Origin of the sequence: Blautia hansenii, assembly GCF_013304445.1 — a bacterium.
GTDB lineage: Bacteria > Bacillota > Clostridia > Lachnospirales > Lachnospiraceae > Blautia.
Window position 1 is genome coordinate 16,322 of record NZ_JAAITA010000022.1, and the last position, 24,644, is coordinate 40,965.

Annotated in this window: 18 protein-coding genes and 2 pseudogenes; 1 reads left to right on the forward strand and 19 read right to left on the reverse strand. The window is 45.7% G+C overall.

The window, feature by feature from the left end; all coding sequences use genetic code 11:
* Positions 1-62: 62 nt before the first annotated feature.
* The 19 genes and pseudogenes from G5A70_RS13000 to G5A70_RS13085 form a co-directional block, all read right to left on the reverse strand.
* A pseudogene (locus G5A70_RS13000) lies at positions 63-537 on the reverse strand (RNA polymerase sigma factor).
* Positions 538-620: 83 nt separating this feature from the next.
* Positions 621-1,046, reverse strand: coding sequence for a sigma-70 family RNA polymerase sigma factor (locus tag G5A70_RS13005; protein WP_000323895.1), 426 nt, complete (start codon positions 1,044-1,046; stop codon positions 621-623).
* 94 nt (positions 1,047-1,140) lie between these two features.
* Entirely contained in the window at positions 1,141-1,653 is a 513-nt protein-coding gene (locus G5A70_RS13010; RefSeq protein WP_000241709.1) for a sigma-70 family RNA polymerase sigma factor, read from the reverse strand.
* A gap of 487 nt (positions 1,654-2,140) precedes the next feature.
* On the reverse strand, positions 2,141-2,314 hold the full coding sequence (locus G5A70_RS13015; RefSeq protein ID WP_002779755.1) for a cysteine-rich KTR domain-containing protein: 174 nt from the start codon (positions 2,312-2,314) through the stop codon (positions 2,141-2,143).
* A gap of 51 nt (positions 2,315-2,365) precedes the next feature.
* Positions 2,366-4,285, reverse strand: coding sequence for a tetracycline resistance ribosomal protection protein Tet(O) (tet(O), locus tag G5A70_RS13020; RefSeq protein WP_000691758.1), 1,920 nt, complete (start codon positions 4,283-4,285; stop codon positions 2,366-2,368).
* A 366-nt stretch (positions 4,286-4,651) separates the two neighbouring features.
* Positions 4,652-5,026 (reverse strand): TnpV protein, encoded by a 375-nt coding sequence (locus G5A70_RS13025; protein ID WP_001129922.1) that lies wholly within the window; start codon positions 5,024-5,026, stop codon positions 4,652-4,654.
* The gene (locus G5A70_RS16040) at positions 5,007-10,694 is read right to left on the reverse strand and encodes an Eco57I restriction-modification methylase domain-containing protein (RefSeq protein ID WP_319017075.1); all 5,688 of its coding nucleotides are present in this window, start codon (positions 10,692-10,694) and stop codon (positions 5,007-5,009) included. Before G5A70_RS16040 ends, G5A70_RS13025 begins: the two co-directional genes overlap by 20 nt.
* 224 nt (positions 10,695-10,918) lie before the next feature.
* Positions 10,919-11,278 carry a TnpV protein gene (locus tag G5A70_RS16155; protein WP_319017076.1) on the reverse strand — a complete coding sequence of 120 codons (360 nt, stop codon included), beginning with the start codon at positions 11,276-11,278 and terminating at the stop codon, positions 10,919-10,921.
* A gap of 880 nt (positions 11,279-12,158) precedes the next feature.
* Positions 12,159-14,249 (reverse strand): DNA topoisomerase 3, encoded by a 2,091-nt coding sequence (locus tag G5A70_RS13035; RefSeq protein ID WP_173750015.1) that lies wholly within the window; start codon positions 14,247-14,249, stop codon positions 12,159-12,161.
* A 90-nt stretch (positions 14,250-14,339) separates the two neighbouring features.
* Positions 14,340-15,023 carry a CD1107 family mobile element protein gene (locus G5A70_RS13040; protein WP_173750016.1) on the reverse strand — a complete coding sequence of 228 codons (684 nt, stop codon included), beginning with the start codon at positions 15,021-15,023 and terminating at the stop codon, positions 14,340-14,342.
* Positions 15,013-15,351 carry a DUF4315 family protein gene (locus tag G5A70_RS13045; RefSeq protein ID WP_005338476.1) on the reverse strand — a complete coding sequence of 113 codons (339 nt, stop codon included), beginning with the start codon at positions 15,349-15,351 and terminating at the stop codon, positions 15,013-15,015. Before G5A70_RS13045 ends, G5A70_RS13040 begins: the two co-directional genes overlap by 11 nt.
* A 17-nt stretch (positions 15,352-15,368) precedes the next feature.
* A complete protein-coding gene (locus G5A70_RS13050; RefSeq protein WP_173750017.1) occupies positions 15,369-17,840 on the reverse strand; it encodes a CD1108 family mobile element protein in 2,472 nt (823 codons plus the stop codon).
* A 32-nt stretch (positions 17,841-17,872) separates the two neighbouring features.
* A complete protein-coding gene (locus G5A70_RS13055; RefSeq protein ID WP_005338478.1) occupies positions 17,873-18,184 on the reverse strand; it encodes a hypothetical protein in 312 nt (103 codons plus the stop codon).
* Positions 18,185-18,278: 94 nt separating this feature from the next.
* Positions 18,279-21,098: a VirB4-like conjugal transfer ATPase, CD1110 family gene (locus tag G5A70_RS13060; protein ID WP_005338479.1), complete on the reverse strand. Its 2,820-nt coding sequence runs from the start codon at positions 21,096-21,098 to the stop codon at positions 18,279-18,281.
* Positions 21,076-21,450: a PrgI family protein gene (locus G5A70_RS13065; RefSeq protein WP_005338480.1), complete on the reverse strand. Its 375-nt coding sequence runs from the start codon at positions 21,448-21,450 to the stop codon at positions 21,076-21,078. Before G5A70_RS13065 ends, G5A70_RS13060 begins: the two co-directional genes overlap by 23 nt.
* Positions 21,451-21,467: 17 nt before the next feature.
* Complete coding sequence (locus G5A70_RS13070) at positions 21,468-22,337, reverse strand: VirB6/TrbL-like conjugal transfer protein, CD1112 family (RefSeq protein ID WP_004612759.1); 870 nt, start codon at positions 22,335-22,337, stop codon at positions 21,468-21,470.
* 23 nt (positions 22,338-22,360) lie between these two features.
* Positions 22,361-22,444 (reverse strand): annotated as a pseudogene (locus G5A70_RS13075) (Maff2 family mobile element protein); the annotation flags it as partial.
* 90 nt (positions 22,445-22,534) lie between these two features.
* Positions 22,535-24,205 (reverse strand): recombinase family protein, encoded by a 1,671-nt coding sequence (locus G5A70_RS13080; RefSeq protein ID WP_173750018.1) that lies wholly within the window; start codon positions 24,203-24,205, stop codon positions 22,535-22,537.
* The gene (locus tag G5A70_RS13085) at positions 24,206-24,403 is read right to left on the reverse strand and encodes a hypothetical protein (RefSeq protein WP_002569220.1); all 198 of its coding nucleotides are present in this window, start codon (positions 24,401-24,403) and stop codon (positions 24,206-24,208) included. It abuts the gene before it with no gap.
* Between G5A70_RS13085 and G5A70_RS16045 the strand changes: the two genes are divergently transcribed.
* The gene (locus G5A70_RS16045) at positions 24,377-24,616 is read left to right on the forward strand and encodes a tweety protein (RefSeq protein WP_154557418.1); all 240 of its coding nucleotides are present in this window, start codon (positions 24,377-24,379) and stop codon (positions 24,614-24,616) included. The two genes, G5A70_RS13085 and G5A70_RS16045, sit on opposite strands and share 27 nt — an antisense overlap.
* Positions 24,617-24,644 lie beyond the last annotated feature (28 nt).

Genomic DNA, 24,644 nt, shown 5'->3' on the forward strand with positions numbered 1-24,644 from the left:
AGTATGTAATGCCGCCAATCCCACACAAATAAAAAACAGATTTCTTTTTCGGGCGGTGTCGGTCACGGTTGGAGATATTTCTTCAATTTCCGCCTTTACTTTCTCCTTTGCAATCGCAACAGATTTCTGTATTGCCGAAGCGGTGCAATGCTCCATAGCGGCGATTTGGTAAAAATTGAACTCATACTCGTAGTAGAGCAGGAAACGCCGCCTTTGTATCTCTGGAAGGCTCCCAACCGCCTTATAGAGCGTTTCATTCCGTTCTTCCTCAACCATGCGTTCATCAAGGCTCTTAGGCACACGCAACGCCCGTCTGTAAAGGGTTTCGTCCCATACCTCGTTAAACTCCCTGTGCCGCTCGTCCCATTAGAAAAGATTCCTGTTCCTGCGCTCCATCTGCCGAAACTCCATAAAGAACTGTTCCGACACTTCCAACTCGTGGGATTTGCCCTGCCCGTCCTTAAAGCTGATAAAATACCTTGTGCCGCTTTCCGTGGATTCCTCCCGAAGCGTGTATGCCTTAACCCTGTATGCCATCCTGTTGTCCTCCTGCAAAAAATGAGTGAGGGGATTTCCATCCCTCACCCAGTAGCCCGCAGGATGGCAGGCTGTTTTAGAAGCTATAAAATTTTCCGCAGCTTCTTCCGCAGATGGTCTAACCTCGCATAGATGGCACCAGTCGTCAAATGCACAAGCGGGGCAATCTCCTTTGTGGAATACCCCTGCATTTTCAGCAGGACGATTTTCAAGGTACGCCCGTCCACCGTGACTAATACTTGATAGAGATTTTCGCTCTCAATCTCTTCCAGTAACTCCGCAACCGTACCCACTTCCGCCTGCCGCTCCCTGCCTGCCATGTCCTCAAGATATTCCGCAACGTCATTCGTCCATCGGTAAAACCGCCTGTTGGAATTGAAGTCTGCCCTGTCCGCCATGCGTATCTGCTCAATGGTCGCTTCATCAACGCCGCACTCACGCAGCAGCTTTTCCTCCGCTTCTTTCCAGATACGCCATTTCCTGTCCTCCCGTCCGTGGTTGTATGCCATTCTTACTTCCTCCAATCAGAATTGATTGAGAGGGCAGAGAAAAGCCCCCTCATCTTCCCAAAGGAAAAAACAAGGGGGCTGAACGCCTTAAATTTTAATTTTCTATTATCTTTCTTAGTTTTATTAGGATTCTGGCTTTGCGTTTGTTTACAACGCTCTGGGTTATGCCCAACCTCGCCCCGACTTCACGCTCGGAAAGTCCGTCAAAAAAGATTGCCTGTATCAGCTCCTGTTCACTATCCGACAGCAAAGGCAGGGCGGCTTTCAGCCTGTCCACCATGACCGCATTGACAACGGTTTCTGCAATGTCCACCGCTTCATCAGTGATAAAGTCCAGAGGATTCCCCTCGCTGTCCGTAAATCCGTCGAGAGATAGCAGTCTATTCTTTGTATCTAATTTTTGCAGATAACGCCACCGTTCCTTGTCACGGTAGAAGTCTGTGTATTGCTCCCTCACGACTTCAAGCAGACAGCCTTGAATGGGGATAAACAGCTTGTCCATATAGGTCTGGTCGGATTCCCTGCAACGGCAGAACTCCGTGTAGGATAATTCCACATAGCCGCCACTTTCTCTGATATATACCTTTCTTGGTGCATATTTCACCATAAATACCTCCCATCTGAATTTTTGAAATGTAAAAAATCCAGATGGAGAGGCGGAGAACGACACCGCATATCAGAAACAGCCCTACGGCACTTTCCAACAAAAATCGACAAAAGAAAAACCGCAAAGGCTCTGTGACCTTTACGGTTATAGGAAATAGTAATTCTATTGTATGGAGATTGTACTTCTACTTTCAAGGTGAGAAGTACCGTTGCACTGGCAGAAATTTTTTTAACTGGTTTCCTGCCGTTCTCTGATATGCTATGTATTGATAAATTTTGCTTCGTATGAGCAGATAGATAACTGCCCGAAAAAAGGACATAAAAAAATCCCTCCAAATTTAAAAACAAATTCAGAGGGTAATTTAGGGTATAACAAAATAACCCACCCGAATATCGTTTTTTTTATTTGGTGAGTTTGTTCTTTCAAATACGAAACAAAAAGAGCCGATGATTCGTGAATTGTTCCACAATTTCATCGGCTCTGCGTCTTAAGCGTCTGGCTCTTTGATGACAGTTATCTTCAAGTTGTCAACTTTAATCAATCTTTCTTGTCTGCATTTTGGACAATAAAGGGGATAATTCTCCAAAACAGTGTCCTTCCTAATTTTATTACGGGTTTTGCTCCCACAAACAGGACACAATATCCATTCGCATTTCATCATAATTAGTCTCTAATCCTTTCAAATCTCATTTTATATGACTTTTGCAAGCTGTTAAGCTAACTTGTGGAACATATGCCGAACCTTATCTATACGGCTATTCGGGCGGCGGGGTTGGCAAATAAATTTACCAATAGCTGGCTGGTATCCTTTTAACTCTGTCAAGCAGACTCCCTGCCCATTTGTGAAATAAGTTAAATCGTTCCTGTATTCTTGAATACATCTAGCAGGGATTTCTCCTTTCAGAATGACCTCGTCATTCTTTATCTGAGTACTTACAATATCTGCACAATACCTTGGAGCATCATGATACGCCCGTGAGAGATATTCCTGCGGTGCATAAATTTCAAAGTGGAGATATGGCTCTAATAGTTCTGTCCCTGCTTTTTTTAAAGCCTGCTCCAATACGATAGGGGAAAGCAGCCGAAAGTCTGCGGGGGTACTTACAGGACTATAATACAATCCATATTCAAAACAGATTTTACAGTCTGTCACTTTCCATCCATACAGCCCCTGCTCGCAGCCATAAAGAACCCCCTCCATAACCGCATTTTGGAACGATTGATTTAAATATCCAAGTGAAACTCTGCTTTCATACTGCACTCCGCTTCCAATAGGGAGCGGCTCTATGGACAACCCGACAGAAGCCCAGAAAGGATTTGGCGGGACTTCTATGTGGATGGTATATTCTGCTTTTCTAAGCGGTCTTTCCATATATATAACAGTAGGCTCTTTTATTTCTGCCTCCACATGATATTTTTCCTCAAGGATGGCACAAATGACTTCCATCTGCACATTCCCCAAAAAAGAAAGTATAATCTCATGCGTTGTAGTATCCACATAATATTTTAAAAGAGGGTCGCCATCTGAAATTTCTGTAAGTGCCCCAAGCAATATTTCCCGCTGTTCAGATTTCTTTACTGCAATCGTTGTTTGGAGCATAGGGAGAGGATTTTCAATAAATTTTCTCTGCGGCAACAGTATTTCGTTCCCCAAAATACTGTTTAGCTGCAAAACATCATTTGGTAAAATTACAATATCACCAGAGCAGGCTGTATCGGATGAATATAATTCACCGTTTGTCGGAACACACATCTCTGTGATTTTTATTTTCTCTTTTTCAGATATTCTAATAACATCCCTCAAATGCAATGTTCCGCTATATATACGCACATAAACAAAACGCCGCCTTTTCTCTGAATATTCAATCTTAAAAACCTGCCCGCATAGTTCAGATTGACCTTCAGGCGTTGATGAATAAAATTTACTGGCAATTACTTCTATAAGCTGCCGAATCCCCAGATTGTTTTTAGCGCTTCCGTGATAAACGGGAAATAACGTTCCGTTTTGGAATCTCCTGTTTTCTTCCTGTTCCAGTTCTGACATTTTAAACGGTTTCCCTGACATATATTTCTCTAATAGTTCATCGTTTCCCATAATTACCGCATCCCACTGTTCCATATCGTCATTGTCCGTTACATTTATATGGGGATGCTGCCCAACCTTTTGCTTCACTATAATTTCCGAAGAAAGCTTTGCTTTCATTTCCCGATATACCATTGGCAAATCAATCCCCTCTTGGTCAATTTTATTGATGAAAAAAATTGTCGGAATCTTCATTATCTGTAGTGCATGAAACAGTATACGGGTCTGTGCCTGTATGCCATCCTTTGCAGAAACTAATAATACTGCTCCGTCTAATACGGATAAAGAACGGTATACTTCCGCCAAAAAATCCATATGGCCTGGCGTATCTATAATGTTGACTTTTACATCCTCCCACTGAAAAGATGTCACTGCTGTCTGGATAGTGATTCCCCTTTGACGCTCCAAATTCATTGTATCTGTCCTTGTTGTGCCTTCATCTACGCTCCCTAGTTCTGCAATTGCACCACTGGTATACAATAAACTTTCCGTTAATGTTGTCTTTCCTGCGTCAACGTGAGCCAGAATGCCTAAGTTAATTATTTTCATGTGATTTTCCTCCTATCAACACCCAAAAAAGGGCATAAAAATACCCAGTGATAAATACTCCTATCACTGGGTAAATAACTCCAATAGCCCCAAAACACTTATATGTTTTCGGGCATATAAAATTACATGATAAAAGTATTCTTAAACTGGGTACAAAAAACTAAGCCCCATATTAAAAGTGAAACGGGACTGCTACTTTTTGTTCCCACTATCAAATTGACAGTTTATTTAAGAATACCTTGCCGCATATTTATTAACTCCTTGTATAATACTGAATCTAATTATATTCCTTAACCCTTTATTTGTCAAGCTGACAAACTAAAGCAGAAAAAGCGGCAGGATTTCCCCCTGCCACTAATCATCTGTTTATGCAAAAATAATTTCCTTTTCCACAATCTCCCTCGCACAAGCCCTTATGTTATTGAGGCATCCTGTCCATTCTAAGGCGTTTTCTGCCTTTAGCTGTTCCGTTATGCCCTGTGCCTGTTTCATACCCTCTATGAGCCTTTCAAAGCGTTCCTGTGCCTGTCTGTTGATGTCGGCAAGGTAGGCGTTTAGCCTGCCGCTTGTAAGAAGATTGGTGTATGTAACTTTACGGTACTGTTTTAGATAATCTAAATGCCGTTGCCCCCAGATGCCTATTGCCTGTTCTTCTTCGGCGGGTACAGTTAAGCACGGTATCAAATAATCCCCTTGCCTTTCGTATTTGCCGCCCAGTTCCTCAAATAATGATTTTGCCATTGTCTGTTACCTCCACATTCTTTTTTATTTTGAATGTCCGCAAAATCCGTCCTACATCAGACGGCTTCCACGGACAGTCAAGGTGATGCAGAGCAATGAGCCTGTCTTGCACGTTGGTACCAGCACCGAGTTTCGGTGTAGAACCCATGAGGATTCTCACCTGTCCGGCCCGCACCTTTGTAAACAGTTCCGCTTTCTTTGCCTCCGTGTTATATTCATGGATAAAAGCAATCTCTTCTTTCGGGATTCCTCTGGCAACCAGCTTCTCCCTCACATCATCGTAAACATTGAAACTGCCATCCCCTTTTGGTGTGGACAGGTCACAGAAGATCAGCTGGGTTGTCCGGTCTGTCTTTCCCTCATCCCATACCTGAAAAGCATTTTCCACACAGGTATTGACCTTGCTTTTTTCGGCATCCGGGAGAAGTTCATTCAACAGTCTCTGGTCAAGGGCACATTTTCTTCCATCATTCGTGATTTTCAGCATGTTGTCCTCGGTCGGATTTACTAAGCCTGCCCTTACGCTTTCCGCACGTTCCGAAAATGCCCCGACCATTTCCTGCTGTTCCTCGCTTGGTTTTAAGACTTCATTGATAAACTCTGCTTCCGGCACTGGAAGATTCAGCATATCAGAAGTCTGAATATCTGCAGCTTCCTTAAAAATGGAGATCAGCTCCGGAAGATTAAAAAAACGGGCAAACCGTGTTTTTGCACGATAGCCCGTTCCTTCCGGTGATAATTCGATTGCGGTCACTGTCTCCCCGAACGTTGCCGCCCAGGAATCAAAGTGTCCCATACCCATACGCATGAGTGTGTCATACTGGAGATAACGCATGATAGTGTAAAGCTCTGTCATACTGTTCGATACGGGAGTACCTGTAGCAAAGGTGATTCCTCTGCCGCCGGTCAGTTCATCCATGTACCGACATTTCATAAACATATCCGAACTTTTCTGTGCATCCGTCTGTGAGATACCCGCCACGTTCCGCATTTTTGTATACAAAAAAAGGTTCTTAAAACTATGGCTTTCATCCACAAACAGCCGATCTACCCCCAACTGCTCAAAGGTTACTACATCATCCTTTCTGGTCTGGTCATTGAGTTTCTTCATCCTCGCCTGCAGACTCTTTTTTGTTTTTTCCAACTGCTTGATGGTATAATTCTGCCCTGCCTGATGTGCTGCTTCTTCAATGGAAAACGTAATATCTGCAATCTGATCTTCCAACATGGCAATCTGACGTTCCCTTGAAAGAGGGATTTTCTCAAACTGTGTATGTCCGATGATCACCGCATCATAATCCCCTGTCGCAATACGGGAACAGAACCGTTTTCGGTTTGCTGGTTCAAAGTCTTTCTTCGTTGCCACCAAAATATTTGCTCCCGGATAGAGGCGTAAGAAGTCACTGCCCCACTGCTCGGTCAGATGGTTTGGCACAACATAAAGATTCTTCTGTGAGAGTCCCAGCCGTTTTGATTCCATACCGGCTGCGATCATCTGGAATGTCTTTCCAGCTCCTACGCAATGAGCCAGTAACGTATTATTTCCATACAGCACATGAGCCACTGCGTTTTTCTGATGCGGCATCAGAGTAATCTCCGGATTCATGCCAACAAACTGAATATGGCTTCCATCATATTCCCGTGGACGGATGCTATTAAATCGTTCATTATAGATCTTACAGAGATCTTCCCGTCGGTGCAGGTCTTTAAATATCCACTCCTTAAATTCCTCTTTGATCAGTTCCTGCTTCTGCTGTGCCAGCATCGTTTCCTTCCGGTTTAATTCCCGGTGTTCTCCCTCGGCATCCTGTACCGTGTCATAAATCTTGGTATCTCTAAGATTTAAGGCATCTTCCAAAAGGCGGTAGGCATTGGCTCTCTGTATTCCATAAGTGGAAGTAACAAGAGCATTTCCGTAGCTGTCCACATTCTTTCCCATAACATTCCACTGTCCGGTCACTTCGGCATACTGGACTTTGACCTTGCTCCCTACATAATATCTTGGTGTATGGAATGTCTCTGCCATAAACCGTGTAATGTAATCCTCGGAGATCCAGGTTGCCCCAAGTCTTGCCTCAATCTCTGATGCATCCAGATCTTTTGGCTGTACCTGCTCCAAATACTGCACGTTCACCTGATATTCCGGGTGATTTTCTGCAAACTGTTTGGCAATCTGCAGTTTCTCCCTCACATTTCCAGAAAGATATTCGTCCGATGGCTCCCATTTTTCACTGATTGGGTTCTTAAAGATTACCCCTGCCAGTTCTTCGGTAAGCTCCTCTTCTGTTTTTCCGGAAAGCTGTGCCATATAGGAAAGGTCAACGCCTGCCCTCTCACCGATAGAAACCGCAAGTGCTTCACTGGCAGTATCTACAGAAGTTACCGTTTCTGCCCTGCGGATTGTCCTTTTGGTAAAAATATCCGCTTTCCGTTTCAGTTCTCCCTTATCATCCAGAAATTCCAGAGAAGTCAAAAGACAATAGCTGCTGTCCTGGCTAAATGCCCGCTTATTGGCATTACTGCTAAGCAGACCATATTTTACTGTAAAGGTATCGTATTCTTCATTGAGTTTTCCCTGCAGCTTTGTGATCTGTTCATCGCTTCCCTCTTCCATCTGGCACTGGATCAGTTCATTCGTAACATCACGGATCTTCACCATCCCTTTGACACGTTCCGCTGTCATTGCCGGAAGTTCCATCCGGTTCATCACAGAGTTTTCCCGGTAATACACTTCCTCATTGACCACCGTAAAGCTGAAATTCTTTACTTCCGGGTCTGCTGGAATGGACACCACATCTTCTTCCAGTTCGGTATCGGAAAGTTCCAGTTCCGTAATGGTACCATGTATATGCTTTACAGCTTCCTTTAACTGCTCCTCTAAGGTTATTCCCTCTTTTGGTCTTACGGTTACTTCCTGCTTTCCATACTGGGTACTCTCCGTTGTAAACTCTCCAAGCACCATTTCCGGATGATCTGCAAAATACGCATTGACCGAATATCCTTCGGCAGTTTCCTTCAGATGTATCCAGTCCGGTTCCTCGATGGAAGTCCTGTCTCTTTTCTGGAAAAATAAAATATCGGAAACAACACCTGTATTGGCATTTCTCTGGAACGCATTATTTGGAAGGCGGATCACCCCTAATAACTCTGCCCGGTTTGCAAAATACTGTCTGACTGCCTGATTCTGCTTATCCATCGTCCCACTGGAAGTCACCACGGCTACCACACCACCGGGACGAACCAAATCAAGGGATTTTGCGATAAAATAATCATGGATCAGAAAATGGTGGCGGTCATATCTGCGGTCACTGACCTGATATGCTCCAAATGGTACATTCCCGATCACGCAGTCAAAAAAGCTGTCCGGGTAATCTGTTTCCTCAAATCCCTGTATGGCAATCTTATTTTTCTGGTAAAGCTGCCTTGCAATCCTGCCCGAAACCGGGTCGAGTTCCACACCGTACATATTAGTTTTGCTCATACTCTCCGGGATCAGTCCCATAAAGTTACCAACACCACAGGACGGTTCCAGAATATTTCCCTGTTTCAGTCCCATATTTTCCAGTGCTTCATACATGCTTCGGATCACGGTCGGTGATGTATAAAAAGCATTTAAGGTCGATGCTCTTGCTGCACTGTATTCTTCCGGTGATAAGGTATTCTTTAACTCCAGATACTCATTTGTCCAATTACTGTTATTCTCTTCAAATGCCTGCGGGATGCCACCCCAGCCAACATAACGGGATAAAATTTCCTGTTCTTCGGGTGTTGCCAGACGTTCTTCCTGCTCCAGAGTCTGCAATAAATGGATGGCTTCCATATTTGCTTTATACTTTGCTTTCGGACCACCTGCTCCAAGGTCATTATCCTGAATCCGAAAGTTATGCGGTTCTGTTACAATCTCTTCTACTTCCGGTTTTAAATATGGTTGAAATTCTCCCTCATATCCAAACAGTTCATTTTCTCCGGGAATATAATTGTGTCCGGTTTCCAGACACCGGAACACATCGGCAGTTGGTGCATTGCTGACTGCATAAAAATCATCATAAGAATACTTTGGGAAATCTTCTGTATGGTAGGTTGATAAATGCAGTTCTGTATTGGAACGGGTCTGTGCAACCAGATCTTTTCCTTCTATTCCTTCCGGCAATACCCCTACTGCTTCAAAATGATACCCCTGATACTCAAAAACACCTTCATCCCAGGACTCCGTTATCTCTTCTTCTGATTCCTTTTGTTCCTGTCCCTCAGAAGTTTCTGTTATTTCCTGTTCCTGATTTTCCGGAATATATTCTTTGGCAGTAACCTCTTCCTCTTCTATTTCCTCCACATCTGACATATCTACTACGGTCGGTTCTGTCACCGCCTTCGTATCCAAGAAATCAAACATGGTCATCTGGTGCCCGGATGGTTCCGCAAAAGACGGTTCTGCTTCCAGTGTCGGGAAAATCGTATAGGTTCCTTCTGCATACTGGTGAAGTTCTGAAAGAAGTTCTGTTTTCTGCTGGTAGTTTGTCCCATATGCCTCAAAATCTAATGGCAGAACTGCCAATGCTGCATCCATCTTCTGTAACAGTTCTTCTGCCTGCTCTGGATTCTCTAAAACTGCCACCATTTCTTTTCCTGGTTTTTCCCAGAAGAAATCATCCGTAAATGGTCTGTCTATCTCTTCCGGAAGACGGTCATAAAAGCGGAGTACCTTGTTTGCCATCTGTTCCCGTTCATATTCCGGCATACGAGCATAATCTTCTGCCTGCAGGAACTGGTCATTCTTTATCAGATAAGCTACTCTATTTGCAACTTTATTCCAAGATAATAAAACTGATGTATATGGATTTCCATAAGCACCTCTTGCAAGAAACAATCCTTTTCCATCATAATTTGCGTGTGAATCATCGGCACCAGACAGTGCATGACTGCTTCCACCGATCCCATACTGTTCCTTGATAAAACCTGTCCTCGATCTTTCATCCTCATGCAGCAGATAAAAGGAATATGTCCTGAGTCTGCCTTCGGAATACGCCCCACCTCTGACAAGAAATGCGTCGATCTCGTCTTGTGTAATGAACATCTGCTGTTCTTTCCATGCAAATCCCTCTCTTGCCTGGTATGGGATCACTTCATCTGCAAACTTCTGGAACTGTCTGGAGATATTGACCGGATTATAATGATGGAAACGCATAAGAGAGTTGTCCGTCTCATAGGCTTCTGCCAGTGCTTCCAGTCTTTCATTCAAATCCGAAAGCCACCCTGGATCTTGCAGTTTTTCAGTAAGATAATCCGTGATTTCCGGATAAATACTACGAAGATGCGGCAGATCTGCTTCATCAAAGACAATCTCTGCCACACCTTCTGCCATATCCCCTTTCATATAAGCAAGTGCCTGTGCGTGTTCCTTCAATGCGTTGTCCCTTGCCACATCCAATACCGACTGCGGGGCATATTCTCCCTGATTTAAAAGCTGATGGATACGTCTGCTGACATCTTTCCAGGATAAAAAGGCTTTATCCAGAATCTGGTCTGCCACCGTATGCCCGACTGCGATCTGCATCCCAGTTTCATCAAACCAGACGGAATACTCCCTTCCATCCATCTGAAAACCTTTGCCGCCTTTTCTATACTCACGCTTTACAAACTCCGTGTATTCTCCCGGTGACTGTTCACTCATAAAGTTATAGATGATACGCAGCTGGCTTCCTGTCCGGTTTCCTCCCGTCCGTAAAATATCATCCACAACACTTTCCGGAATAGGAATCTCCCCGGCATAAAAAGCAGCTACTCTTTCACCAATCTGCCTTTTCTGTTCATTTGCTGTAGGATATTCGGGCAAAGATAAAGCAGAGGCAATTTCTTCCTCTGCTTTGCTCAGTCCATCTTCTCTTGTATCTTCAACTAGCTGTATACCAATTCCGTCAAGATGCTCTCTTCCGCTGTTGCCATCAGTGCGTTCATATGTGCTGTCCAGGCCATCGGGTCTGCTTCCTTGTCCGGTGCCGGATGGTTCTTCAGCAGTTTCTCCATCTGGCTGTCCATCCTCTCCTGTGCTGCCTTCTCGATCTCTGCCAGATGGCTGTTCAGCTTTCCTGTCAGGAACAGGCTCTGATACAGGCTGTTCTTGTGTTCCTTCAGGAATGTCCTCCGAAGCATCCCGTATTTCCCTATTGTCACTTCTTCCTCCTCTACGGTCAGGTTCGGAAACAGGTAATCCCCCTTGCGATGATATGTCAGTTCCATAGTCGGTTCCTCCTTCATTCTCGATATTTTCTTCTTTGTTGTTTTCTACGCCCTTATTTTCACGCATTAACGTGTTAAAGTTATTATAATTCCTTTCATTGGAAATTTCAACCTCTTTTCTGGCTTCTTCCAGAGAAATTTTATGTACCGTCCTTCCAATGTCAATCAGAACACTCTCACTGATCTGGCTTGCTGCATTTCCAAGAAAGGTCAGTACAGACAGCCGGTTATAATCGGTAATATGCATAAAATCCTCTTCTTCCAGAAGCTCCATCGGTTCCAGACCACACCGTCTGCAAAGCATGTAATATACACTGTCCGTTGCAAGCTGGCGGAAATCACTGCGGACCGTAACTTCATCCAGATCTTCCAGATACGTTCCTTCCGCTGCATATTCCAAGCCGTCCAGATATTCTTCCAGACTGTCTGCGACCATTTCCCTTGCAACCGCCATCAACGCATCCGATAAAGTCCCTGTATCTTTTTCTTCCAGACCATACGCTTCTGCCAGATGGGTAAGAATCTCTTCCTGCTGATGTTCCTGCATCTGCCACAGGTAAGGGCTTCTTCCGCCTGCCACCATGTGCGTATCTGAAATATCAAACACATACCGGAGTCTGGTATTATGACCATTCTCGTCAAGCAGGGCGATTCCCCTAGCTCCCCGGTTTACCCAGCGGAACATCTTCTCATTCCACAGTTCCAGGGACGCACAGGCGGTTGCCTGTGGATGCTGTGCGTGGATCAGTAACTGGTCTGTAAAAGGATACCGGTATAGTCTCGCTGCGGTATCCATATAACCCATCCAGTCCCTTGGCGAACTGCTCACCGATGTCGCATGTTCCTGTGCCAGTTCCCGGATGTCCTGTAATTTCGACATACTGCCTACCTCCTTGCCTTATTTCTTCTTTGGAAATTCCAGATGGAACCTTGGCTTTCCGTCCTCCAGTGTCAGTAAAAGGTCTGCGTCAAACTTTATATCTTTTTTTCTGGAATACAGCCCTTTTACATGGGTGCAGGCTTTATCAAGAAGCTCCACTGCCATCTTTTTATCCAGTGTTTTCTCCATGCTTCCTAAGAAACGGTTTTCTTTCCAAAGGGCAAAATCACACTGCCTGTTGGAGCAGTAAAAATTCTGCTTTCCTTCGTAGACATCAGAGCCGCAGACCGGACACTTACCAATCACTTCCCTTGCTTTCTGGAACCTTCTCCTTTCCGTTTCCGGTATTTCCCTGCACACAGAAAGAATCTTACCGACTAAAGAAGTGATCTCACCCATAAACTGTGTATCGGTGATCTGCCCTTTTTCCATCATTAAAAGCTGATTTTCCCATTCGGCAGTCATTGCGGCAGATTTCAGATAGGCCGGCATGACATTCACCAGTTCCCTGCCCTCTGTGCTTGGCAAGATCTGCTTTCCTTTTCTGACTGCATAGCCGGAAGAAACCAGTTTTTCAATGATACCTGCCCTGGTTGCCGGAGTCCCCAGTCCTTTCTTCTCTGTCTCCGAATCAAAGTCTTTATTCCCTGCGGTTTCCATAGCGGCAAGGAGGGTATCTTCATTGAATGGTTTTGGCGGGGAAGTAAAATGCACTGTCTTTTCTGCCTTTACCGAAGAAAGCGTCATTCCTTCTTCATATCCATATGGAATGGAAGTTTCTTTTTCCGTTTCTTCTTCCGGCTTGGCTTTCACGCACTGATTCTTAAAGGCATTCCCCGCCGCTTTAAATCCCATCTGCACCGGCACTTTTCCTCTGGCGGTAAAATCATGTCCCTGACATTTGACCGTAATATCCGTCTGCTCATACTGATACTCTTCCCCTGTTGCCTGCACCAGCTGCTGGCAGACCAGCATCATCAGGTTCTTTTTGTCCGCTGTCAGATCAGAGATTCCTTTTTCTACGGCTTCTTTTGTTGGAAGAATCGCATGATGGTCGGATACTTTTGCATTGTTAATCACTCTGGTGATGTTATGTCCCAGCTGTCCATAATCCAAGAACGGAAGTAAGACTGGCATTTTCCCTACCAGTTCCTCTACGGTATCCCTCATATCCTCCGTCACGAACTGGCTGTCCGTTCTTGGATAAGTGACCAGCTTTTCTTCATATAATTCCTGCAGCATATCCAGTGTTTTCTTTGCCGTATAGCCAAAGTAACGGTTTGCTTCCCTTTGCAGACTGGTCAAATCATAAAGTTTGGGAGGAAACGCTTTCTTTTGTTCCCTCTTTACCTGTGTAATCACTGCTTCCGAATCCATACATAAGGAAGCAAGGAGATCGGCTGCTTCCTCATTTGCAATATTTTCAGAAACTACCGTAAGCCTTCCGTCTGTCAGTGCTACTTTATAAAAGGCTTCTTTCTGAAAATGCTCAATCTTATCCTGACGTTCCGCAAGCATGGCAAGCGTTGGCGTCTGCACCCTGCCCACAACCAGACGTTTAAAATAACAGGTCGTATATGCCCTGGTTCCGTTCATTCCGATCAGCCAGTCTGCCTGTGCCCTGCATACCGCAGCCATGCAAATATTCCGGTATTCCTCTGCTCCTTTCATTGTCTGAAAACCTGTCCGGATTGCCGTATCTTCCATGGAACTGATCCATAAACGCTTCACCGGTTTCCTGCATCCGGCAAGGTCATACACTCTCTGGAAGATCAGTTCCCCTTCCCTTCCTGCATCACAGCCATTTACCAGATAGTCCACATCTGCCCGGTTCATCAGGCTTTTTAACACATCAAACTGTTTCTTCTTATCTCTGGAAACTTTCAACTTCCAGACCTGCGGGAGAATCGGAAGGTCATCAAACTGCCATTTCCCATATTTCGGGTCATATTCCTCCGGCTGTGCATACTCTGCCAGATGCCCAAGGCACCAGCTGACAATACAGCTCTCCCCTTCTAAATATCCGTCCTCTTTTTTATAAGCTGACAGATTTTTGGCATAACTCTGTGCCACACTTGGTTTCTCTGCGATCACTAAAAATTTTGACATACGCTTTTTTTGTCCTTTCTGAAAAAAGGGCAGCCAAACTGCTCTGGCTGCCCCTGTCCTTATTTTGGTTGCTTCTTTGGAGATGGAAGTTTATTCTTCTTCCTCATCCTCTTCTTCATTTACATACGGTCCGTCAGAGAACTCCAGCTGTTCGCTTACATAGTCATCCTCTTTGCCACGTCCATGCTTTTTATAAACGGCGATACCTGCCACTCCAAGAATCGTTGCAAGTACGATTGCTCCAAGTCCTTTTACATTCATTCCTGTCTTTTCTTCTTTCTTCACTCCGGTTTCCTCCTCTGCTACCGGGGTAGTTTCCGGTGTGGTTTCCGGGATCACTACGGTTGATTCTTCGGTTTCTTTGCTCTTTTCTGTCTCATCCAGAAATTCTGCCAGGTCATTCTCATCGACCAGGGACATCATATATACATTTTCTGTATTGCTGGAACGGTCAATGACCATGTAAAATGTATTTCCCTTCTTGGTCTGGATGGTAAGGAACTGTTTCGTATCATCATTTTCCTTATCATCCACCAGCTGGGCATTTCCCGGAGTAGAAAAAGCAGAATTATCCCCTTCCCCGGTGACCCTTCCGGTATCCTCTTTCTTCTCCGTATCTTCTGTTGATTCTGTTGCCGTTTCTTCTACTACCTGTGTCGTTGTCTCCTCTGCCGGTGGGTTTGCATTTGCATAAACCGTAGCAATGGATGTCCCGGAGATCATGGTGACTGCCATGGCAATCATAAGCAGTTTCTTTAGCACTTTATTCCTCATCGTCTAAAACCTCTCTTTCTGTCATCTGACCAACAGGTGGTCTGTGAACTTCTGCGTTGTTTTCCTTTTTCTGCGGAGCTTTTGCATCCTCCACCGTGATACCACCGTCCTCATCCATCTGGATCGTAACGGTTCCTTTCTGAATCCCGTCAAGCAGGACAAGCAGGCTGCGGCTGTCCAGCTTCATGGAACGGAACGACTTAACGATCTCTATATCTTCCATCTGCTGTCTCAATGTATTCTGCCGCTTCAGGTGTTCCTGTAATTCAGCAATCTTATCCTCCGTTTTCTGAATATCATTCAGAAGTTTTTTTAATTTCATGTTCATCTGCCCTGTCACCTCCTTTAATGCAGACGACCAAACGCCATAAAATGTTCCTGCCAGTAAGCACTTGCAATGCTGGTATACTGGACAGGCTTGCCACAGTGGATCATCATGTTATTGCCGACATAGATTCCCACATGGCTTGCTCCCGGTGTGTCATAGGTTCCCTGGAAGAAGATCAGATCTCCCGGCTTTGCCTCCGATAGAGATACCTGCGAACAGTGTGACCGCAGCTCATCTGCAGTACATCTTCCGACATTCCATCCATTTCCACAGTTATTGATAACCCAGCTCACAAAACCGGAACAGTCAAAACCACTTGGGGAATAACCGCCCCATACATATGGAACACCCAGATATTTTTCTGCTTCCTGTATCATTTTTGCAAACTGTGGATCAGATAAAGCATCTGCCGGTATGTCATAACCAAATCCACTGCTTCCGGTGGGTATGCTGTTTAGATCAAACAGATAATCACGGTTGCCGTAATATTTGTTATACGCATCGTAGCGTTCCTGTTCTTCCTCTGTCATACGGCTCCTTAACACGGCATCCAGGCTGTGGTTTGTCATCGTCACATCCAGACGGTTCACCTCTTTTGTAGTCGTGACCTGCACTTCCTGGTTTCCATTGCTGTCTGCTATGTAGGCTTCCCATGTCTGGTGTCCATGTGCGGATGCCGCCGCATGATTGTCATAGTAAACATCGAACTGTACCCCATATCTTGCGAACGCTCCGGTATCTTCTACTACATATTCCACACCGTTCATGACTACATGGGTCCCGATCGGCACAAATGGATTCGCCGCATCCACGGCAATCGTATGGTTTGCTGTCGGCATTGCCCCACTGGCTGTCGGTCCGCCACTCCACTGGCCACAGCAGATCGGGCAGTTACAGTACCCACTTGTCACAACCAGTCCCAAGGACTCCCCTACCCGGACAGTCTTGGTTTCTGTAACTGTTTCTCTGGTAGAGTCTGTGGTGATTCCATACTGCTGTCGGAAGATCTCCTTAATCTCCTCTGCCACTTCATCGTAAGTGAAGCCGCCGTATTTTACCGTAAGATAAGAGATCAACTGATATGGGTTATGACCGATCTCATCAATCTGGTACCGGTATTCGTCATAATCCGGATGGGTGGATTCCATCTGATTGATCTGTGTATTCAGTGCTTCTTCCAAGGCACGGTACGCATTTTCAGTGGCATAAATATCTTCATCCGTACTGGAATAGCTGGTAGAGATGATTGCTGAAGAAGCTCCCTGCAAAGATGCCGTACAGCTGGTAAAACTGGCTGCGATCAGCACAAAGATCAGAGCAAAGACAGCTACCGTGGCAAAAATCCCCCGGTTCTGTGCCGCCACCATCTTGACGGCATCTTTCGCTTTTTCCGTAAACTTCTGTGCGGAAGTGATCGCTGCATCCTTTACTTTTTTACTCTGTCTGGCTGCCTGATACTGCTTCTGGTAACGCTTCTTCTGAAAGAGTTTCTGCAGGGCAGATTTCTTTTTCTTCTCTGCTTCTCTTTTCACTGCGTCCTTCGCTTCATTTCCATAGGCAGTCTCAAATATCAGCCTGCTCCTTTCTGCTTCATCCAGGACGCTTTCTTTTAATCTCCGGGATTCTTCCCTTCGCCCTTTCAGCCGTTCCCGCATGTAGATGGATTTCCTTGCAAGGCTTTCCCCGACAAGCTCTGCCCGGTGTGCCCCTTCCACTGCCGCATTTTCATCCTCTTCTTCGTGCGTTTTCCAGTGTGCTGCTGTGACTGCCGCATCTTTGACTGCCGATGCCGGATTCCGGATACCGATCCCGGCACCATGTACCATGCCGTCACCCTCATCACCAAAAGACAGACGGGAAACTTTTTTCCGCTGTTCCTTCAGCACCCGTTCCCTTTTGGACTTGCCTTTGATCTCCTCGTGGAACTTATCCAGGGAATCTTCCATCACTTCGGAAGTTTCCCGGTAACGGGCAGATTCTCTTTTGGCTGCTTTTTCTTCTCTGGAAGTCTCCTTTTCCTTCCTTCTTTCCTTTGCAGCATAATCCCTGACCATCTTTTTCTTCCGAAGATCCCGGCTGTCTGCAACTGTCTCCAGATATGCCCGTTCCCCTCTTGGCTGTCCACGGATACTCTCTGTACGAAAGGCAGATTTGGGGTTCTCGCTGCTATCGTCTGTAAGCCCCTCTTCTACATCCGCATCAGTTGCTATATCTTGTTCATCATCCAATATATCTGCATGTTCCCTACTATATCTGGGTTTTCTGGAACTCTGCTCCGGCTGTTCCATCTCCCGTTCTTCTTTCAGCCGTTCATGTCTGCGTTTACTAAAATCCAGTTCCTCTTTCTTCTCACTGCGGGAAATCTCGGTATCCGTATCCCGCCCGGTGATCCTTTTTTCTTCCTTGTTCCGGAGGTTTTCTTCCCGCAGTCCATCCCGGCTCATTTTCTGGACGGTTTTATCTCTCGCCTTATACTCATGCTCCTGCAACTTTGACCATCCCCTTTACTGCTTTGTCCCGGTTATTCTGTCTTATCCTGATAGTCCTCCCATTTCTCCAACACTTCATCTGCCATCCCTGCAATGGAATCCGTCAGCTTGTCTGTCATTCGCTCACTTAAAGTTCCCCTTACAGCCAGACAAGATGTAATTCCCATGAAATCAATCAGTTCCGCCAGATAGATAAGGTCATCCATCATTTCATCAGCCGTCACTTTTTCCTTTGTGTCCTTTTCCATTTTCAAAATCTCCTTTTCATTGTCTGCACAGATTCTTTCTGCAAATATGCAGCAAGGTTCGCCGCTGCATCTCTCCATGTTTCTGTAATCTTCCATCTTGTAATCCTCCATGATTTCCGGGCAGAAAAATTGCCGGAAGTATTCCTCCGGCTCATCCTCTACTCTGTTTTATTTTGTTTCGTTTATTTCTTTAATCGTCCCGTTCTCCGATACCAAGTTTCTTACGCTTTTCCACCTCATCCGGCTTAGAAGTCATCAGGGCATACAGCATCAGGGAATTATCAAACTTATCCTTGAACGGGATAATGGTACTGCCATAAAAGACCAGTCCCTCACCTTCCCCGCTGTTCGTTACATAAGAAAGCTGGTGAGGGGAAATGTTGAGCTGTTTTGCAAGGATCTGTCTGTCACCAGATGCCTGGTTGAGCATCAGGATAAAGTCCGAGTTTTCAAAGATGTTCTCAATCTCCCGGCTGGCTAACAGGTCTTTTACGTTCTGTGTGATACCCGTAGGGATACCACCCCATTTACGGAAACGCTTCCAGATCTCCACACTGTATGCTGCCGTCTGCTCCTCTTTTAAGAGCAGATGGAACTCATCAATGTAATATCTGGTACTCTTATTCGCAGAACGGTTGACCGTTACCCTGTTCCACACCTGGTCCTGCACGATCAGCATACCCAGTTTTTTCAGCTGTTTTCCCAGATCCTTAATGTCAAAACATACGATACGGTTACTCAGTTCCACGTTGGTTCTATGGTTAAACACTTTTAAGGAACCATTGACATAAATCTCCAGTGCCGTTGCCAGACGCTGTGCTTCCTGCTCTTTCTGATTACGGAGAAGATTATATAAATCCTCTAAGATCGGCATTTTTTCCGGTACCGGGTCAGAAAGGAAATCCTGATAGACCAGCCTTACGCATCGGTCAATGACGGTCTTTTCAACCGGCTCCAGTCCGTTCTTTCCGCCTACTACCAGCTCACAAAGAGACAGGATGAAGTCCGATTTTAAGGAAAGCGGGTCATCATCGTCAGCGTAATCCAGGTTAATATCCATCGGATTGATATAATCGTGGCTGGTCGGGGAAATACGGATCACCTGGCCATGAAATGCCCGGACTAACGGATAATACTCCCCCTCCGGGTCACAGACGATAATGTCATCTTTCGTCACGATAAATGCATTTGCAATCTCTCGTTTTGCCGCAAACGACTTACCGGAACCCGGTGTACCAAGAATCAGTCCGTTCGGGTTCTTCAGTTTCTTCCTGTCTGCCATGATAAGGTTATTGGACAGGGCATTTAATCCATAATAAATAGATTCCCCAGCCATAAATAATTCCTGTGTGGTAAACGGGACAAAAATTGCCGTGGATGTCGTTGTCAGTGCCCGTTTGATCGGTACAAAATTCACCGCAAGCGGCAGGCAGCTCATCAGTCCCGTCTCCTGCTGGTAATCCAGCCGTTTCAATGCACAGTTATATTTCTGTGCGATACCGGCAGTCTGGAACACCACATTTTCCAGTTCCTGTCTGGTCGGTGCAGTATTTAAGAACAATGCTGTTACAAGGAACATTCGCTCATTTCTGGACTGTAGATCTTCCAGAAGCCTTTTTGCTTCCCCACCGTATGTATTTAAGTCCGAAGGGATAATGTCCATGTCATAGCCTGCCCGGACTGCTTTTTTCTGTTCCTCGATCTTCATACGGTTAATATCCGTCACCTTGCTTTTTACCAGCTTGATTGCCTTCATCTGGTCGATGGACTGGATATGGAAATTCACCATCAGGTTGCTGTCCATCTCCAAAAACTCTGCCAGCATCTTGTCGGTAAGTTCCGGTGCAAGGATCTGTAAATAGGAAACAGCTCCCATCGTGCCGCCCATCTCAAAATCTTTTCCACTCTTAAATACAAAACTGGTCGGTGCGACATAATCCTTGGTACTAAGCCCTGTCCGAAGCACATCATCATAAGAGAAATGGAACGGAACTTTGCTGTCCTGGTTAAAGGTTTCATACATGATCTGTAACCGTTCCTCCCCATTCAGCGGATAAGCAGATACCCCAAGAATCTTAAAATTGTTCAGAATATCCGACTCGATACGTTCCAGTTTTGGTCGTGCTTCCCGGATATTCTCCGCTTCAATCCCAAATGTGATATATTTGGTACGCATCAGCCCGTTATTTCCTTTTGCCAACTGATTATTAAGCATCTGGGCAAACTCCATACGCAGGTCATCAAATTCATCTTCCTGCGGATTGATATGAATGACTTTCTCATACTCTGCCATGTTGCTGTGCTGGTTGATAAAGGACAGCTGAAAATGAATTGTGCTGTCAAAGTAATTCAGGAAATCACACCAGTTTTCAAAGATGGCGTTCTTATCTTCATTCTGTGCCAGCTGATAGTTGATGTCATAAAAACGGATCGTCTTGGAATAAAACTTGTCCTGCACCCGACAGATACCGTCCCTTCCCATCTCATGGTATGGAATCGACTGCTGTGCAGTGATCCTTTTATCCCTGGCACTATCCGATGTTTTCTTTCCTGTTCCACTGCTTTTCGTTCCGGAAACCGCTTTTCCTGCCGGACGCTGCCCCGGCGGTGCTGCGGCAGGTCTGTTCTTTTTCTTCTTCGCATTTTTCTTTGCGTCACGCACTGCCTGCTTTTCTGCTTTGGCTGCCAGTTTTGCTTCCTTTTTCGCATTTTTCTTATCCGCTTTTTCATGTTCCTTATGCAGTTTTTCTTCATATTTCTGTGCCCTTTTGAGGGCTTTCTTTTCCCTGCGTGTCAGTTTCCGGTTCGGTCTGCGGACACCTCTTTGGCGTTCCAGTGCTTCATACCCTGTCACCATTGGCTCATCGTGCAGTCTGCCACTTACTGATTTCTTTTTCATTGCGGGGTCTGGAAGTTCTTCTTCTCCATCCTCCTCATCCAGCCAGTAATCATCCGGATATAATTCATCTAAGCTCTGTGGCGGCTGTCTATCGTTTTTTCTTTTTAACACCCTTCGTTCCCCCTTTCTTCTTTCTGACCACGGTATACTTTTTCTCGTACATATTTTCCATCTGGTACTTGCGTACCGGAGGACGGATAAATTTTACGGTGATCATGTTTTTTAAGACCTTTTCTAACGGAAGTCCATCCTTCTCATACATGGCAAACAAAAATGCCGGAAGCATAAGAAGGCACATCCCGGTCGCTGCGTTACTGGAACCAATGATTCCCCTGCTTAAGAAATAAAACGGAAGCCCTACTGCCGCCGCAATCCCAAAGCAGATTAGCTGCCGTTTCGTCAGGTTGAAAATGATCTTATTCTTGACCTTGGTTAAGTCTTTAGGCACAGATACAAATGCCATTGCCAGTTCCTCCTTTCTTAGTGGGCGTTAAAGATACTGCGGGCAAAGTTTCCTGTTTTCATCAGACTGAAACACAGGATCACCGTGTATGCCATCACGCCGAACAATGCAGAATGTATGTTATCTGACATCTGGATGTTTGCGACCAGGACCGCATAGATTCCCACGCAGACCATCATAAAAAATCCCTGGAATGCCAGTGCAAACAATCCACGAAGATAGTTGTTCCCGATCTGCCCCCATTCCCGGTTGGACATGGTTGCAAACGGGATCGCTCCAACGGACGAATAGAGATAAATCTCAATCATACGTCCATACAAAATCACTGTAATAAAGACTGAGATAATCTTCATACACAGGCTTACAAGCATCGTTTCCAGTGCCAGTATGACAAGTTCACCAATCTCCATAGATTCCATCGCTGTCTCCATCGTAGAGATCATCGTATCTATATTGATCGCTGTATCAGAACTGATAACCCCAGCTGCCCGGCTGACTACGGACTGCCCGACATCAAATACCGCCATCGTGATCGTAAAGGTATGGCTGACAATCCAGACTGCCACCCACATCTTGAAAAAGTATTTAAAGAACATCCAGGTGTCGATGTCGTGCATGTTGTTCTTTTCCGTCAACATGGAGATCAGCTCATAACAAAGTACAAATGTGATAATCATACCGGCAATCGGTACAATGACCGACTCGGAAAGATTCTGTATCATGCTGTAAATGCTGCCATTCCAGCCCTGCGGTGTCTGCCCAACCTGAGCAGCAATCTGACCGGTCTTTTCATTGACATCGGTATACATTGTTGTCAGGTTGGAACTTACCATGCCTGTCAGAAGATTCCTCATCCATTCTTCAATCGCTTCAAATATCCGATCCATGAGTCATCTCCCTCCTGCTTCTCTCAGCTGAACAATCCGGACAGTAACGGTACCAGCTGGGTGCCGATCAGAACGACACCGCCTCCTGCCATCAGCTGTTTTATCCCTAATTAGGAGTAAAACCTTGCTCGATGGCGGGCGGCGGCGTACAAAAAATCTATATGGTGTTGTTAAGAGAACCGTCCCGGCGGGACAGGTCAGGCAGTGACCTGTTCCACCTCCGGGATGGGTTTGAGATTAAAATGAATTTCGATAGAAATGTGTCTTGTTTTATCTTCGTCAATGCGTTCATGCACGACGATTTCTTTGATTAAGCGGTTGAGGGTGGCTGCGTCCAGCTCTGTGATGTTGGCATATTCCTGAATGGCTTCCACCCATTGTTTTGCGTCATTGGCAAGCTGGATTTCATCGGACAGCCGCTTTCTGCCCTCGGACACTCTGGTTTTAAGCTCCGTCTGCTCGGTCTGTGTCTTTTCCAACATGGTGTTGAAATTCTGCTCACTGATACGCCCTGCAATCATATCCTCATAAAGCCGCATTACCATTTTGTCCAGAACCTCAATCCGTTCTTCGTCCCTTGTAAGGGAGCGTTCCATTGCTTCCCGCTGTTCCCGCTGCTCTGCTTCACAGGTATTGGTCAGGCGGTCGGCAACCGCTTCCCCGTCCATCAGGGCAGCTCTGGCACATTCCCGGATTTTCCGCAGCACATGGCTGTAAAGGGTGTCATAATCAATCCGGTGCTGGGTGCAGTGGTTTTTTCCAAAGGCGTTGTAGGTCTTGCAGGAATAAATCCGCTGGGGATGTTTTGCGTTTGTGTAGCGTACCGTCAGCGACTTCCCACACTCGCCGCATTTTAACAGTCCGGCAAACAGGCTGATTTCATTGGTCTGCCCCGGACGCTGACGGGATTTCAGCTTGTTCTGCACAATGTCAAAGCTCATGCGGTCAATCAGCGGTTCATGCTGTCCCTCCACCACAATCCAGTCCTCCGGCTTCTTTTCCCCTATCGTGCCGATTTTGAAGCGGTAGTCCTTTTTCTGGGAAGCAATCGCCCCAGTGTAGACGGGATTCATCAAAAGGTCTTTGATAACGGAGAAGTCCCACATATACCGCCCGTTTTCCGGGTCTTTCTTTTCCCATTTTGTGCTGGTATTGCGAAGCCCCCGTTCCCGGTTCCACCATGTGGGGCAGGGGATTTTTTCTTCCTCCAGCCGTCTGCGGATATAGTTGGGACCATGACCATTTAGGGCATATCCGAAAATCAGCCGCACAATCGGGGCGGTTTCCTCATCAATGAGCAGATGGTTTTTGTCCTCCGGGTCTTTCCGATACCCAAACGGGGCAAGACACCCGGTAAACTGTCCTTTCTGCGCTTTCAGAAGATAAGAGGAATGGACTTTCTTGGAAATATCCTTGCTGTACATCTCGTTCAGGATATTCTTGAACGGGGCAATATCGTTGTTATCCCGCAGGGTGTCGATACCGTCATTCATGGCGATATAGCGGACACCATTTCTTGGAAAAAAGTCCTCAATCAAATGCCCGGTTTGCAGATAGTTACGCCCCAGTCGGCTGAGGTCTTTCGTGATGACAAGGTTGATTTGCCTGCGCTCAATGGCTCTCAACATTCTCTGTAAATCAGGACGCTCCATATTAAGACCTGTGAAGCCATCGTCCTGATAGACTGCCACAACCTCCCATCCCTGCTTTTCGCAGTATTTTTCTAGCATATCCCGCTGGTTTGCGATACTGGCACTTTCGCCTTGCAGGTCATCGTCCTTTGACAGCCTGCAATAGACCGCCGCACGATAACCCCCGGCAAGTGCTTTTCCGATTGTTCTATATTCCATTTCGTTCATCATAGCCATTTACCCACACAATCCAGACGGTATCTGGCTCTTTTGAACCTCATCTTCATTATAGCCTATATCTTTCTTTTTAGCAAGATATTCTTTTGTATTTGTCTTTCCGTATTTCTGGGAAATCAGGCTGACGAACACATCGGTGGCGTCCAGCTCCCCGTCAAATACAGTGGTCACATGAATCTCTGTTTTGTTTTTTGCCATAGGCAGTTATCCTCCATACATGAAAACAGCCAGACAGAGGGTGTCGGCAACGAAGTCCGGCAACGGGCTTCAAAAGACCTTGCAAACAATCTCAATCTGGCGATGGTTACTATTTATACTTTTCTTTTATTTTTCTGTTGTTTTGGTTGTTATAAGGGAGAAAAGCCCAGAAATAAGGGATTTTCCCCGGCAACCGGCTCGGCAACGGGATAGCAACAGGGGGTGCAACGGGCTGTCATTA

Bases quoted from the DNA above. Each gene is read 5' to 3' on its own strand.
- G5A70_RS13005 (WP_000323895.1), bottom strand. From the start codon at position 1,046: ATGGCATACAACCACGGACGGGAGGACAGGAAATGGCGTATCTGGAAA.
- G5A70_RS13010 (WP_000241709.1), bottom strand. From the start codon at position 1,653: ATGGTGAAATATGCACCAAGAAAGGTATATATCAGAGAAAGTGGCGGC.
- G5A70_RS13015 (WP_002779755.1), bottom strand. From the start codon at position 2,314: ATGATGAAATGCGAATGGATATTGTGTCCTGTTTGTGGGAGCAAAACC.
- G5A70_RS13025 (WP_001129922.1), bottom strand. From the start codon at position 5,026: ATGGCAAAATCATTATTTGAGGAACTGGGCGGCAAATACGAAAGGCAA.
- G5A70_RS16040 (WP_319017075.1), bottom strand. From the start codon at position 10,694: ATGAGTGAACAGTCACCGGGAGAATACACGGAGTTTGTAAAGCGTGAG.
- G5A70_RS16155 (WP_319017076.1), bottom strand. From the start codon at position 11,278: ATGAAGGAGGAACCGACTATGGAACTGACATATCATCGCAAGGGGGAT.
- G5A70_RS13035 (WP_173750015.1), bottom strand. From the start codon at position 14,249: ATGTCAAAATTTTTAGTGATCGCAGAGAAACCAAGTGTGGCACAGAGT.
- G5A70_RS13040 (WP_173750016.1), bottom strand. From the start codon at position 15,023: ATGAGGAATAAAGTGCTAAAGAAACTGCTTATGATTGCCATGGCAGTC.
- G5A70_RS13045 (WP_005338476.1), bottom strand. From the start codon at position 15,351: ATGAACATGAAATTAAAAAAACTTCTGAATGATATTCAGAAAACGGAG.
- G5A70_RS13055 (WP_005338478.1), bottom strand. From the start codon at position 18,184: ATGGAAGATTACAGAAACATGGAGAGATGCAGCGGCGAACCTTGCTGC.
- G5A70_RS13065 (WP_005338480.1), bottom strand. From the start codon at position 21,450: ATGGCATTTGTATCTGTGCCTAAAGACTTAACCAAGGTCAAGAATAAG.
- G5A70_RS13070 (WP_004612759.1), bottom strand. From the start codon at position 22,337: ATGGATCGGATATTTGAAGCGATTGAAGAATGGATGAGGAATCTTCTG.
- G5A70_RS13080 (WP_173750018.1), bottom strand. From the start codon at position 24,205: ATGGCTATGATGAACGAAATGGAATATAGAACAATCGGAAAAGCACTT.
- G5A70_RS16045 (WP_154557418.1), top strand. From the start codon at position 24,377: ATGAATCTCTGTTTTGTTTTTTGCCATAGGCAGTTATCCTCCATACAT.
- G5A70_RS13085 (WP_002569220.1), bottom strand. From the start codon at position 24,403: ATGGCAAAAAACAAAACAGAGATTCATGTGACCACTGTATTTGACGGG.